This window comes from Streptomyces sp. NEAU-sy36 (assembly GCF_013423905.1).
In the GTDB taxonomy this organism is placed as follows: Bacteria; Actinomycetota; Actinomycetes; order Streptomycetales; family Streptomycetaceae; genus Streptomyces; species Streptomyces misionensis.
Genome location: NZ_CP058977.1, coordinates 1370314 through 1384101 on the forward strand (window position 1 = coordinate 1370314; position 13788 = coordinate 1384101).

The following is a 13788-nucleotide window of genomic DNA, read 5'->3' on the forward strand; positions in this document are numbered from 1 at the left end:
GCGGACCGCACTTCCTGCTGTTTCTACGCGCGTTGGGCCGTCTTCGCGCCGGGCAGGTCCGCCCGGCACGCGGCGGTACCGTCGGCGCAGGTCACCTCGGCGTAGGCGCCCGTGCCGATGTCGGCGAGGTTGCGCAGGCTGTCCGTGCCCGGCCGGAAGTAGCCGGCATGGCCCTGCGCGTCCTCGGCGGACAGCACCCGGGCGCCGAAGGCGGCGGAGACCGGGTCGGCGCCGTGCCCGAGCCCGCCCAGCTCCAGGTACGGCACGTCCGCGATCCAGTCGGTGGCGTCCCGCATGGCCCACACCCGGGCGGCGGTGTCCAGGTGGGCGGCCTTGGAGACCCGCATGCCGGGGCTGGCGGCGACCGCTATGTCGGTGACCCGCCGCGGCATCCCGGGCGCGGCCACGCCGCAGAGCACCGAGCCGTAGCTGTGGCAGAACATCGACACCGGGGCGCCGCCTGGCAGGGCCCGCAGCAGCGCGTTCAGCCGCAGGGAACCCTCCGCCGCGCGCAGCCCGGTGGCCGCGTCCACACCGAGGCCGTCGGGGGAGGTGTAGTCGGCCCAGGCGATCACCGCCGTACGCGTGGCGGGGCGCGTCGCGCGCTCCTGTGCGTACAGCGCCTTGGCCATGCCGACCGGGGCGGTGTACGGCCGGTTCGTCTTCTGGAAGGTGAGCAGGTCGGTGTCGACACCGGGGACGACGACCGAGATCCGCTCGGCCCTGGTCAGGTTCCCGAAGACCTCGGAGATGCGGCCGGTGCCCTCCGGGTCGAAGGAGAGGATCTGCCGGCCGGGGGTCAGCAGCGACTCGTAGCGGTGCATACGGCGGCCCGCGTCCTGCTGGCCGGCCGTGCTGAGCCGGCTGTCGTGCATGCGCTCGCGCTCGGTCGCGCGCTCCTGTTCCAGCGCCAGGTGGTTCGCCCGGTAGCGCAGGTCGACCGGCGCGCCGTTCATGTTGCCGACGGCGAGCGGGTAGCGGTGGACGAGGCGGGTGCGGTCGTGGGCGGAGAGCGTGGCGAAGAAACGGGAGAGCCGCGCGGGGCCGGCCTCCGGATCGGGCAGGCGCAGCCCGTGGAGGCTGCCGTGTCTCCACTTGTCGAGCGAGGCCTGCAGCTCGCTCGACTCCCGGTGGGTGCGCAGCGCGGTCCATCCGGTGGTGGCGAGCATCACGAACACGACGGCCAGCGCCAGCATCGCGCGCCAGACGTTGAGTTGCGGGGAGGAGGTGTCGAAGGAAGTCACTGGGAGGACACACTAGGAGAACGAGACGGTCTCGCGGTAACCGGGTGACGGGGATCACGTTTCGGCGGAAGTCGAACACGCCGTGAACGATCTTTCGAACCCGGCGAAGTGGATCGGGCGGACGCCGCGCCGGCGGTCGCCCGGACCCGCGTCGGACGATCTCTCCGGCGTGCTGCCAACGGCCTCAGGCCGAGCGCCAGTTCCCCCCGAGTGCCGAAGTCACCTGATCGAGGTACGAGACGGTGAGCTTCCGGACGGCTTCCAGGCTGCAGTCACGGCCCGAGCACCACTGGCGCTCCGTGACCCTTATCACCCCGCCGAACACCGCCACCGCGAGCCGCGGCCGGGGGTCGGTGTCCACGTCCACGCCCTCCCGCTCGGCCAGCAGCCGCGCCATCGTCTCCTCGGCCGCGGTCGAGCGGCGCAGATGGGCGGCGAGCAGCGCGGGCGTCGACTCGATCGTGCGGTACATGCGCAGATACAGATCGACCGGCACGGCCGACTCCAGGTTGCTCCGGACCGCGTCCCAGCCCTCCAGGACGGCCTGCCGCAGCGCCTCCATCGGCGGCTCGTGCGGCGGACGCGCGCGCAGGGCGGCGAGGAAGAGCGCCTGCGCCCGCTCCTGCATGGCGAAGGCCGCGTCCTCCTTGCCCGCGAAGTAGCGGAAGAAGGTGCGCTGGGAGACGTCGCAGGCCGCGGCTATCTCGTCCACGGTCGTGCGCTCGTACCCCCGGGTGGTGAACAGTTCCAGAGCGGCCCGCAGCAGCGCCTCCCGGGTACGCCGCTTCTTGCGCTCGCGCAGCGTCTCCATGGCCCTCGGCGGCCCCTCTCATGACGTTCGGCCAGCTCAGCAGTGTATATCCGCGACCTGGCAGTCACCGACTTATGAAGATGTTTGTCAATTGTCAGTGGCTGTCACTAGTCTCGAACGCATGACTGGTCAGACCACCATCGACACGACAGGGCCGGGTGACGGAGCCCCGGCGGCCCCGGCGGAACGGACCCCGGACGCGGGGCTGCGCGGCCACCCCTGGCTCACCCTGATCACCGTTGCCGTAGGGGTCATGATGGTGGCCCTGGACGGCACCATCGTGGCCATCGCCAACCCGGCCATCCGGGACCATCTGCACGCGAGCTTCGCCGATGTGCAGTGGATCACCAACGCCTACTTCCTCGCCCTCGCGGTCACCCTGATCACCGCGGGCAAGCTCGGTGACCGCTTCGGCCACCGGCAGACCTTCCTCATCGGCGTGACCGGCTTCGCCGCCGCCTCCGGGGCGATCGGCCTGTCGCACACCATCGCCACCGTCATCGTCTTCCGGGTCTTCCAGGGCCTGTTCGGCGCGCTGCTGATGCCGGCCGCGCTCGGCCTGCTGCGGGCCACGTTTCCGGCCGAGAAGCTCAACATGGCCATCGGCATCTGGGGCATGGTGATCGGCGCGTCCACCGCGGGCGGCCCGATCCTCGGCGGCGTCCTCGTGCAGCACGTCAACTGGCAGTCGGTGTTCTTCATCAACGTGCCGGTCGGCGCGATCGCGCTGGTCCTCGGCGCGCTGATCCTGCTCGACCACCGGGCCGACAACGCGCCGCGCTCCTTCGACGTGCTGGGCATCGTGCTGCTGTCCGGTGCGATGTTCTGCCTGGTCTGGGCGCTCATCAAGGCCCCGTCCTGGGGCTGGGGCGACGGCAGGACGTGGGGCTTCATCGTCGCCTCGGTCCTGCTCTTCGCGTTCTTCGCGTTCTGGGAGACCAGGGTCGCCGAGCCGCTCATCCCGCTCGGCCTGTTCCGCTCGGTGCCGCTGTCGGCCGGTGTGGTCCTGATGGTCCTCATGGCCATCGCCTTCATGGGCGGCCTGTTCTTCGTGACGTTCTACCTCCAGAACGTCCACGGCATGTCCCCGGTCGACGCGGGCCTGCACCTGCTGCCGCTCACCGGCATGATGATCGTCGCCTCGCCGCTCGCCGGCGCCGCGATCACCCGGTTCGGCCCGCGGGTGCCGCTGGCCGGCGGCATGGCCGCGACCGCGATCGCCATGTACGGCATGTCCACCCTCAAGGCCGGTACCGGCAGCGGGGTGATGTCCCTCTGGTTCGCCCTCCTCGGCCTCGGTCTCGCACCGGTCATGGTCGGCGCGACGGAGGTCATCGTCGGCAACGCGCCCATGGAGCTGTCCGGTGTGGCCGGCGGCCTCCAGCAGGCGGCCATGCAGATCGGCGGCAGCCTCGGTACCGCGGTGCTCGGCGCGGTGATGGCCTCCAAGGTCGACAGCTCGCTGGAGGGCAACTGGAAGGCGGCCGGGCTGCCCCCGCTGACCCCGGCCCAGCTGGACCAGGCCTCCGAGGCGGTGCAGGCCGGTGTGGCACCGGTGCAGAAGGGGATACCGGCGCCGATCGCCGCGAAGATCACCGAGGTGGCCCACCACACCTTCATCTCCGGCATGAGCCTCGCCTGCCTGGTGGCGGCGGGCGTCGCGGTGGTCGCCGTCCTCGTCGCCTTCCTCACCAAGCGGGGCGACAACGCGGAGGCGGGGGCGGGCGTGGGTCACATCTGACCCGCGGTCGCCCGGCCGGGTGACTCGGCCGGGGTTCCCTGGCGCGGCGCGCACCGCGCGCCGCAGAGTGGATCACGCCCGGGCGCACGCTGCAGGAGGGGAACAGCGTGCGCCCTGCGGGCCTTTGACCGGGCACGACTCGCCGCCGGGGCCCCGGCGGCCGCCCGCCGAAGCCCCGTATCCCGGCCCCCGTGTCCCAAGCCCCGGTCCCGCGCCGGGGTGCCCCTTGTCGCGGGGGCGCCCCGGCGCCGGTGGTCAGGCGTCGCCGCCGGCCGCTCCCGGGTGGGCCGCCGTGACGTCCAGGACCTGGTAGCGGTCGATGGCCTGCTTCAGGGCGGAGCGGTCGATACGGCCCGCCCGCGCCAGCTCCGTGAGCACGGCCACCACGATCGACTGCGCGTCGATGTGGAAGAACCTGCGCGCCGCGCCCCGGGTGTCGGCGAAGCCGAAGCCGTCCGCGCCGAGCGACTGGTAGGGCCCCGGCACCCACCGGGCGATCTGGTCCGGCACCGACCGCATCCAGTCGGACACGGCCACGAACGGCCCCTCCGCGCCGCTCAGTTTGCGCGTCACGTAGGGGACGGCCTGCTCCTCCTCCGGGTGCAGCAGGTTGTGCTGCTCGCAGGCGACGGCCTCCCGCCGCAGCTCGTTCCAGGACGTCGCGGACCACACGGCCGCCCGCACGTTCCAGTCCTCCGCGAGGATCCGCTGCGCCTCCAGCGCCCACGGCACCGCCACCCCGGACGCCATGATCTGCGCCGGGATCGCCCCGCCGGGGCCGTCGGAGAGCTTGTGGATGCCCTTGACGATGCCCTCGACGTCCACGTCGGACGGCTCCGCGGGATGCCGGATGGGCTCGTTGTAGACGGTGAGGTAGAAGAAGACGTCCTCGCCGTGCGGGTGTTCGGGCGAACTGCCGTACATCCGCCGCAGACCGTCCTGCACGATGTGCGCGATCTCGTACGCGTACGCCGGGTCGTAGGCCACGCACGCCGGGTTCGTCGAGGCCAGCAGCTGCGAGTGCCCGTCGGCGTGCTGAAGGCCCTCGCCGGTCAGCGTCGTACGGCCCGCGGTCGCGCCGAGGACGAACCCGCGCGCCAACTGGTCGGCCATCTGCCAGAACTGGTCACCCGTGCGCTGGAAACCGAACATCGAGTAGAAGACGTACACCGGGATCAGCGGCTCGCCGTGCGTGGCGTACGCCGAGCCCGCCGCGATCAGCGAGGCCGTGCAGCCCGCCTCGGAGATGCCGTCGTGCAGCATCTGCCCGGTGGGCGACTCCTTGTAGGCGAGCAGCAGTTCACGGTCCACCGACTCGTACTGCTGCCCGAGCGGGTTGTAGATCTTCGCGCTCGGGAAGAAGGAGTCCATGCCGAACGTGCGGTACTCGTCCGGCGCGATCAGCACGAACCGCCGGCCGATCTCCTTGTCCCGCATGAGGTCCTTGAGCAGCCGCACAAAGGCCATCGTGGTGGCGATGGACTGCTGCCCCGTGCCCTTCTTCACGGTCGCGTACGCCTTGTCGTCCGGCAGCGCGAGCGGCTTGGAGCGCACGACGCGCGTGGGGACGTAACCGCCGCAGCCCTTGCGGCGGTCGTGCATGTACTGGATCTCCTCCGAGTCCCGGCCCGGGTGGTAGTACGGCGGCAGGCCGGACTCCAGCTCCCGGTCGGAGATCGGCAGGTGCAGCCGGTCCCGGAAGCGCTTGAGGTCGTCGACCGTCAGCTTCTTCATCTGGTGCGTGGCGTTGCGGCCCTCGAAGTTCGGGCCCAGCGTCCAGCCCTTGATCGTCTTGGCCAGGATCACCGTCGGCTGGCCCTTGTGCTCCTTGGCCGCCTTGAACGCCGCGTAAATCTTGCGGTGGTCGTGCCCGCCGCGCCCCAGGTGCAGGATCTGGTCGTCGGTCATGTTCTCGACCATGGCGCGCAGCCGGTGGTCGTCGCCGAAGAAGTGCCGGCGGATGTAGGCGCCCGACTCCGTGGCGTACGTCTGGAACTGCCCGTCCGGGGTCATGTTCATCTTGTTGACCAGGACGCCGTCCCGGTCCTGCGCGAGCAGCGGGTCCCAGCTGCGGTCCCAGATCAGCTTGATCACGTTCCAGCCGGCGCCCCGGAAGACCGACTCCAGCTCCTGGATGATCTTCCCGTTGCCGCGCACCGGCCCGTCCAGGCGCTGGAGGTTGCAGTTGACCACGAAGGTCAGGTTGTCCAGGCCCTCCCGGGCCGCCAGCGTGAGCTGGCCCAGCGACTCCGGCTCGTCCATCTCGCCGTCGCCGAGGAACGCCCACACGTGCGACTTGGACGTGTCCGCGATCCCGCGCGCCTCCATGTAGCGGTTCATCCGCGCCTGGAAGATCGCGCCCAGCGGGCCGAGGCCCATGGAGACCGTCGGGAACTCCCAGAAGTCCGGCATCGAGCGCGGGTGCGGATAGCTGGACAGGCCGTTCGGGTACTTCGACTTCTCCTGGCGGAAGCCGTCCAGCTGGTCCTCGGTGAGCCGGTCCAGCAGGTAGGCGCGCGCGTAGATGCCGGGGGAGGCGTGGCCCTGGAAGAAGACCTGGTCGCCGCCGTCGCCCTCGTCCTTGCCGCGGAAGAAGTGGTTGAAGCCCACGTCGTAGAGCGAGGCCGAGGAGGCGAAGGTGGCGATGTGGCCGCCCACGCCGATGCCGGGCCGCTGGGCGCGCGAGACCATCACGGCCGCGTTCCAGCGGGTCGCGTTCAGGATCCTGCGCTCGATCTCCTCGTTGCCCGGGAAGAACGGCTCGCTCTTGGTGGGGATGGTGTTGACGTAGTCCGTGCTGCGCATCTCGGGCACGGCCACGCGCTTCTCGCGGGCCCGCTCGATCAGCCGCAGCATGAGGTAGCGCGCCCGCTCCCGGCCGCGCTCGTCCACGACCGCGTCGAGGGAGTCGAGCCACTCCTGGGTCTCTTCGGGATCGAAGTCAGGAACCTGACTCGGAAGGCCGCCAATGATGATCGGGGTGCGATCGGATCCGGAAGCCACGCTGTTCCTTACCTGTCGGAGGGCCGGTTCTTGCTCGTACTGCTGCTCGCTGCTCGTACCGCTACTCGTCGCCTACTGTTCGTGCCCGCGCCGTTCCCCATCGTGTACCGAGGGAGCACGCCCGTCATCTCCACCGCCGGCTCCCCGCCGTACCGCCGGAGCACACCGCCGGTCAAAACGCAACGATACGCCCGGGGTGTGACGCGCTTGGCAAAGTTGTTCGATGGTTCCATCCATGGATGATTCCGGGCCACGCAAACCGGGCACATCGGGGTGATGTGGGTGGCGCGGAATCGAGATACGGTGCCAGGAGTTGCGGCGACACGGCCGGGATCGTCACCGTTTCGGCGGTCGGGACCGCCGGGTACTTGCGCGATCCGCCCCGCCCGTGTGGACTACGGCCAATGCTTCGCGCACGCGCGTGGCTGAGATATTCACCAAGACATGATCAGGAGGCAACCCGTGAGCGCGACCGCGGACCACGCGGAGGAGCGGACGAACCCTGCCGCCAGGCTGGGGTTCCAGCCCGGGCAGGTGGTCCAGGAGATCGGCTACGACGACGACGTCGACCAGGAACTCCGCGAGTCCATCGAGGAAGTCATCGAGGGCGACCTGATGGACGAGGAATACGACGACGTGGCCGACGCCGTTGTGCTGTGGTTCCGTGATGACGACGGCGACCTGACGGATGCGCTGGTGGATGCCACCACGTACATCGAGGAGGGCGGCGCGATTCTGCTCCTCACGCCGAAGACGGGTCGTGACGGGTACGTGGAGCCGAGCGACATCCAGGACGCCGCCACGACGGCCGGGCTGACCGCGGCCAAGAGCGTGAGCGTCGGCAAGGACTGGAGCGGCAACCGGCTGGCCACGCCGAAGGCGGCCAAGTCGAAGCGGTGACCGCCGCCCGGACGGGCCGGATCCCACCGGCCCGTCCGGGGACCCTGGTGATCGCTGCGTAGGGTGGAGCCGAGCGTTTGCTGTGCTCTCACCCGAACAGCCCACCGAAGGGAAGCACGACATGGCGATCCAGGTCGGCGACAAGGCCCCCGACTTCGAGCTCAAGGACAACCACGGCCGCACCGTGCGGCTCGCCGACTTCCGCGGCGAGAAGAACGTGGTCCTGCTCTTCTACCCCTTCGCCTTCACCGGCGTGTGCACCGGCGAGCTGTGCGCGCTGCGCGACAACCTGCCGAAGTTCACCGACCGCGACACCCAGCTGCTCGCCGTCTCCAACGACTCCATCCACAGCCTGCGCGTCTTCGCCGAGCAGGAGGGCCTGGAGTACCCGCTGCTCAGCGACTTCTGGCCGCACGGCAACGTCTCGCGCGCCTATGGCGTCTTCGACGAGGACAAGGGCTGCGCGGTGCGCGGCACCTTCGTCATCGACAAGGACGGCGTGGTGCGCTGGACGGTGGTCAACGGTCTGCCGGACGCGCGCGACCTCAACGACTACGTGAAGGCGCTCGACACCCTGTAAATCGGCCGGTCGGCCGACATCCGGGGCCCTTCGGGTCCAGGGTCCGCGGGGGGCGGGAACCCGTCACTAGGATCGGTTCGTTGATCCCATATCCGAAGCACGACGGGGCTCCCCGCCCCTCGACACCACATGGAGGACTCGTGGGAGTCAGCCTCAGCAAGGGCGGCAACGTCTCGCTGACCAAGGAGGCCCCGGGCCTGACCGCCGTCATCGTCGGTCTGGGCTGGGACGTGCGGACCACGACCGGCACCGACTTCGACCTCGACGCGAGCGCGCTGCTGCTGAACACCTCCGGCAAGGTCGTCAGCGACCAGCATTTCGTCTTCTTCAACAACCTCAAGAGCCCCGACGGCTCCGTGGAGCACACCGGCGACAACCTCACCGGTGCGGGCGAGGGCGACGACGAGGCCATCAAGGTCGACCTCGCCGCGGTCCCGGCCGACGTGGACAAGATCGTCTTCCCGGTGTCGATCTACGACGCCGAGAACCGCCAGCAGTCCTTCGGCCAGGTCCGCAACGCGTTCATCCGCGTCGTCAACCAGGCCAACCAGCAGGAGATCGCCCGGTACGACCTCAGCGAGGACGCCTCCACCGAGACCGCCATGGTCTTCGGCGAGCTGTACCGCAACGGCGCCGAGTGGAAGTTCCGCGCCATCGGCCAGGGCTACGCCTCCGGCCTGCGCGGCATCGCCCAGGACTTCGGCGTCAACGTCTGACGTCCGCGCAGTTCGCGGCACTCCGTCCGGCGCCGAGCCGTTTACGGCCGGCGCCGGACGCGCAGGACAACAGGGAAGCACCGTCAGGGGAGGACCAGCATCATGGGCGTCACGCTCGCCAAGGGAGGCAACGTCTCCCTCTCCAAGGCCGCACCGAACCTCACCAACGTCATGGTCGGGCTCGGCTGGGACGCGCGGTCCACCACCGGCGCCCCCTTCGACCTGGACGCCAGCGCGCTGCTGTGCGGTGCGGGCAACCGGGTGCTGGGCGACGAGTGGTTCGTGTTCTACAACCAGCTCACGAGCCCGGACGGCTCCGTGGAGCACACCGGCGACAACCTCACCGGTGAGGGCGAGGGCGACGACGAGTCCATCCTGGTGGACCTCGCCAAGGTGCCGCCCCAGTGCGAGAAGATCATCTTCCCCGTCTCCATCCACATGGCCGACGAGCGCGGGCAGACCTTCGGCCAGGTCTCCAACGCCTTCATCCGCGTGGTCAACCAGTCCGACGGCCAGGAACTCGCGCGCTACGACCTCAGCGAGGACGCCTCCACCGAAACCGCCATGATCTTCGGCGAGCTGTACCGCTACCAGGGCGAGTGGAAGTTCCGTGCGGTGGGCCAGGGGTACGCGTCCGGATTGCGCGGCATCGCTCTAGACTTCGGAGTCAACGTTTCGTAAAGCCGTGCTCGGCGCGGGGGAGACCCTCATGGGAGGCGCCCCCACAACACGATGGGGTAACCAGTGCTTCTGAAAACCTTCGGCTGGTCGTTCGCGGTGACCGCGCTCGGCCTGGTCGCCGCCGTCTTCTACGGGGGCTGGGAGGCCTTCGGGGTCGTGGCGATCCTCGCCGTCCTCGAGATCTCGCTGTCCTTCGACAACGCGGTGGTCAACGCCGGGATCCTGAAGAAGATGAACGCCTTCTGGCAGAAGATCTTCCTCACGGTCGGCGTGCTCATCGCCGTCTTCGGCATGCGACTGGTCTTCCCCGTCGTGATCGTCGCCATCACCGCCAAGCTCAACCCGATCGACGCGGTCCATCTGGCCTTCGCCGACAAGGACCGCTACCAGCAGCTGGTCACCGACGCCCACCCGGCGATCGCGGCCTTCGGCGGCATGTTCCTGCTGATGATCTTCCTGGACTTCATCTTCGAGGACCGCGACATACAGTGGCTGCGCTGGATCGAGCGCCCCCTGGCCAAGCTCGGCAAGGTCGACATGCTGTCGGTCTGCATCGCCCTGATCGTGCTGCTGATCACCTCCTTCACCTTCGCAACCCAGGCCCACCAGCACGGCGGCGTCCACGCCGACAAGGCGCAGACGGTCCTGATCTCCGGCATCGCCGGCCTGATCACCTACATGATCGTCGGCGGTCTCTCCGGCTTCTTCGAGGAACGCCTGGAGGAAGAGGAGGAGCGCGAGCACGAGGAGGAGGAAGAGGCCGCCCGCACCGGCAAGAAGAAGTCGGCCGTCCTGCTGGCCGGCCAGGCCGCGTTCTTCATGTTCCTCTATCTGGAGGTCCTGGACGCGTCCTTCTCCTTCGACGGCGTGATCGGCGCCTTCGCCATCACCAACGACATCGTGATGATGGCCCTCGGCCTCGGCATCGGCGCGATGTACGTCCGCTCGCTCACCGTCTACCTGGTCCGCCAGGGCACCCTGGACGACTACGTCTACCTGGAGCACGGCGCCCACTACGCGATCGGCGCCCTCGCCCTGATCCTGATGGTGACCATCCAGTACGAGATCAACGAGGTGATCACCGGCCTCGTCGGCGTCGTCCTGATCGCCCTGTCCTTCTGGTCCTCCGTGCGCCGCAACCGGGCTCTCGCGGCGGCCGGGGCCGGCAGCGGGGAGAAGGCCGAGGTCTCCTCCGGGGTGTGACACCCTGACCGGTGAGGAACGCTTCGTTCGGGGCGGCGGGCACGGCCGGCCGCCCCGACGGCATGCGGACGACGACCTGGGGGCGGCAATGGGCTTCTTCGACGGGCTGCTGGGCGCACGCGCGGTCGACTTCGACTCGGGCGGCACCGGCAACGCCATCGAACTCACCAAACGGCACCACACGGTGTCCTTGAGCAAGCAGGGCGCGGCCACCGGCCATCTGCGCGTCAACCTCACCTGGCGGATGCGCAGCTCCGACTTCGGCATGCAGCGGCCCAGCCTGCTGCGCCACCCCCTCAAGGCCCTGAAGCCGCCGGAGATCCAGGGCCACGGACAGAGCATGGTCGACGTCGACCTCGACCTCGGCTGCCTGTACGAGCTGACCGACGGCACCAAGGGCGTCGTCCAGCCGCTGGGCGACTACCTGGGCGACGTCAACGCGGCCCCCTACATCAAGATCAGCGGCGACGACCGGTTCGGCTCGGGCTCCGGCGAGACGATGTACATCAACCTCGACCACCGCGAGTCCATCAAACGCGTCCTGGTCTTCGTGTACATCTACGACCAGACCCCCGCGTTCGACCGCACGCACGCCATCGTCACCCTGTACCCCAGCAGCGGCCCCCGCCTGGAGATCAGCCTGGACGAGCGCCACCCCCAGGCCCGCTCCTGCGCCGTCCTGCTCATCGAGAACGTCAAGGGCGAACTCATGGTCCGCCGCGAGGTCAAGTTCGTCTACGGCTTCCAGGCCGAGCTGGACCGCCTGTACGGATGGGGCCTGCAATGGGGCCGCGGCTACAAGACCAAGGCCTGATCACCGCCCGATGAACTGCGGCCCCTGCGGCGGCAGCCGGAACCCGGGGCCGGGCGCCGGCGGCACCGGCTGCGGGTATCCGTACGCCGGCGCGGACGTCGGCTGCGGGTAGCCGTAGGCCGGCTGGGGCGGCACCGCCGTCGCCGGCTGCTCCGGAGGCAGCGGCTGGGACACCGTCGCCGGCTCCTCCGGTTCCGACTCGTCCACCGAGATCCCGAAGTCCGTGGCGAGGCCCTTGAGGCCGTTGGAGTAGCCCTCGCCCAGCGCCCGGAACTTCCAGCCCTCACCGCGCCGGTACAGCTCCCCGCAGATCATCGCGGTCTCCGCGCCGGTCTCCGGCTTGATCTCGAACGTCGCCCACGGCTCACCGCCGGCCACCGCCGCGTCGTACACCAGGATGCTCAGGTTCGGCACCTGGTCGAAGGCGACCCCGTCCGCCGAGGCGACCAGCAGGATCCGCCCGATCTCCGGCTCGACGCCCGCCAGGTCTGTCTGGATCGTGTCGGTGAGGCCCTCGGCGATGCGCTTCTTGCCCAGCCGCCACACCGTTCCCGACGGATGCCGGGGCTGGTTGTAGAAGACGAAGTCCTCGTCCGAGCGCACGCGGCCGTCGGGGCCCAGCAGCAGCGCCGAGGCGTCCACGTCGGGGACCGACTGCCCCGGTGTCCAGCGCAGCACCGCGCGCACCGTGGTGGCCTCCAGCGGGACGTTCGAGCCCTTCAGCATCGCGTGCGTCATGCCGTCATCCTGCCCTCTCGGCCCTGGCCACGACAATGCGGGGGGTGTCGGCCGCCGACACGGCCGGGTCACCGGAAATTCACGTCCGCAGGGAACCCCGGACAGGTGTTCCTACGTACTATTACCGGCCACCTTTTACCGAATCCAGGGGTTCGGCACGCGTCTTCGAGGGAGTCCTATGCGTCATTTCGGGCACGTCGCCCCCGAGGTGCGGCAGCGCCTCTTCCACCGGGAGCCCCGCACGTTCACCGCGGACTCCCCGGCCCGGCTGCTCGCCACCGCCCTCGGCGCCACGCTCTACAGCCCCGCCACCCGGCCGAGACTGGCCGACGACATCCTCAGACAGGCGGGCAACGGCGTGGTCTCCATGGTGCTGTGCCTGGAGGACTCCATCGACGACGCGGACGTGCCCGCGGGCGAGGAGAACCTGGTCCGCCAGCTCGCCGACCTCGGCTCCCGGCCCGCCGCCGAGCCCCCGCTGCTGTTCATCCGGGTGCGCGCCCCCGAGCAGATCCCCGACCTCGTACGCCGCCTCGGCGACTCCGCGCGGCTGCTGTCCGGCTTCGTGCTGCCGAAGTTCACCGAGGAGCGCGGCCTGCCCTTCCTGGAGGCCCTGGCCGCCGCCGAGGCCCACACCGGCCGCCGCCTGTTCGCCATGCCGGTCCTGGAGTCCCCGGAGCTGCTGTATCGCGAGTCGCGCGTGGACACCCTGGAGGGCATCTTCCGCGCCGTCGACAAGTACCGCGACCGCGTCCTCGCGCTCCGCCTCGGCGTCACCGACTTCTGCTCCTCCTACGGGCTGCGCCGCGCCCCCGACATGACCGCCTACGACGTCCAGGTCGTCGCTTCCGTGATCGCCGACGTGGTGAACATGCTGGGCCGCGCCGACGGCACCGGGTTCACCGTCACCGGCCCCGTGTGGGAGTACTTCCGCCATTCCGAGCGCATGTTCAAGCCCCAGCTGCGGCAGAGCCCCTTCCTGGAGGTGCAGGCCGTCGAACTGCGCGAGAGGCTGCTGGAGCACGCCATGGACGGGCTGCTGCGGGAGATCTCCCTCGACCAGGCCAACGGGCTGCTCGGCAAGACCTGCATCCACCCCTCCCACGTCCTGCCCGTGCACGCGCTGTCCGTGGTCAGCCACGAGGAGTTCAGCGACGCCCGGGACATACTGCGGCCCGAGCGGGGCGGCGGAGGCGTCCTGCGGTCCGCGTACACGAACAAGATGAACGAGGTGAAACCGCACCGCGCCTGGGCCGAACGGACCCTGCTGCGCGCGGAGGCGTTCGGCGTCGCCCACGAGGACGTCGGCTTCGTGGAACTGCTCGCCGCCGGCATACCCGGCTGACCTCTCCAAGGA

The 13788-nt window shown here is 69.8% G+C and carries 12 protein-coding genes; 8 read left to right on the forward strand and 4 right to left on the reverse strand.

Annotation, left to right across the window (positions count from 1 at the left end):
• Positions 1-23 precede the first annotated feature (23 nt).
• Entirely contained in the window at positions 24-1244 is a 1221-nt protein-coding gene (locus tag HZZ00_RS06180; protein ID WP_180331259.1) for an alpha/beta hydrolase, read from the reverse strand.
• Between the two features lie 184 nt (positions 1245-1428).
• Positions 1429-2055, reverse strand: a complete 627-nt coding sequence (locus tag HZZ00_RS06185) for a TetR family transcriptional regulator (RefSeq protein WP_180331260.1) — start codon at positions 2053-2055, stop codon at positions 1429-1431.
• Between the two features lie 121 nt (positions 2056-2176).
• On the opposite strand from HZZ00_RS06185, the gene HZZ00_RS06190 reads away from it, so the two are divergent.
• Complete coding sequence (locus HZZ00_RS06190) at positions 2177-3796, forward strand: MFS transporter (protein WP_180331261.1); 1620 nt, start codon at positions 2177-2179, stop codon at positions 3794-3796.
• Between the two features lie 255 nt (positions 3797-4051).
• On the opposite strand, the gene aceE is transcribed toward HZZ00_RS06190, so the two are convergent.
• The gene (aceE, locus tag HZZ00_RS06195) at positions 4052-6799 is read right to left on the reverse strand and encodes a pyruvate dehydrogenase (acetyl-transferring), homodimeric type (RefSeq protein WP_180331262.1); all 2748 of its coding nucleotides are present in this window, start codon (positions 6797-6799) and stop codon (positions 4052-4054) included.
• 462 nt (positions 6800-7261) lie between these two features.
• On the opposite strand from aceE, the gene HZZ00_RS06200 reads away from it, so the two are divergent.
• The 6 genes from HZZ00_RS06200 to HZZ00_RS06225 all read left to right on the forward strand — a co-directional run bounded on the left by HZZ00_RS06200 (position 7262) and on the right by HZZ00_RS06225 (position 11693).
• On the forward strand, positions 7262-7699 hold the full coding sequence (locus HZZ00_RS06200) for a DUF3052 domain-containing protein (RefSeq protein ID WP_180331263.1): 438 nt from the start codon (positions 7262-7264) through the stop codon (positions 7697-7699).
• Between the two features lie 121 nt (positions 7700-7820).
• Positions 7821-8279: a peroxiredoxin gene (locus HZZ00_RS06205; protein WP_070027620.1), complete on the forward strand. Its 459-nt coding sequence runs from the start codon at positions 7821-7823 to the stop codon at positions 8277-8279.
• Positions 8280-8419: 140 nt separating this feature from the next.
• Positions 8420-8995: a TerD family protein gene (locus tag HZZ00_RS06210; protein WP_070027619.1), complete on the forward strand. Its 576-nt coding sequence runs from the start codon at positions 8420-8422 to the stop codon at positions 8993-8995.
• A 102-nt stretch (positions 8996-9097) separates the two neighbouring features.
• A complete protein-coding gene (locus HZZ00_RS06215) occupies positions 9098-9676 on the forward strand; it encodes a TerD family protein (protein ID WP_070027618.1) in 579 nt (192 codons plus the stop codon).
• Between the two features lie 63 nt (positions 9677-9739).
• Positions 9740-10879 carry a DUF475 domain-containing protein gene (locus HZZ00_RS06220; protein WP_180331264.1) on the forward strand — a complete coding sequence of 380 codons (1140 nt, stop codon included), beginning with the start codon at positions 9740-9742 and terminating at the stop codon, positions 10877-10879.
• Between the two features lie 88 nt (positions 10880-10967).
• Entirely contained in the window at positions 10968-11693 is a 726-nt protein-coding gene (locus HZZ00_RS06225) for a Tellurium resistance (RefSeq protein ID WP_180331265.1), read from the forward strand.
• Here HZZ00_RS06225 and HZZ00_RS06230 read toward each other — a convergent pair whose 3' ends face one another.
• Positions 11694-12431, reverse strand: coding sequence for a TerD family protein (locus tag HZZ00_RS06230; RefSeq protein ID WP_180331266.1), 738 nt, complete (start codon positions 12429-12431; stop codon positions 11694-11696).
• 178 nt (positions 12432-12609) lie between these two features.
• On the opposite strand from HZZ00_RS06230, the gene HZZ00_RS06235 reads away from it, so the two are divergent.
• Positions 12610-13776 (forward strand): HpcH/HpaI aldolase/citrate lyase family protein, encoded by a 1167-nt coding sequence (locus HZZ00_RS06235; protein WP_180331267.1) that lies wholly within the window; start codon positions 12610-12612, stop codon positions 13774-13776.
• Positions 13777-13788 lie beyond the last annotated feature (12 nt).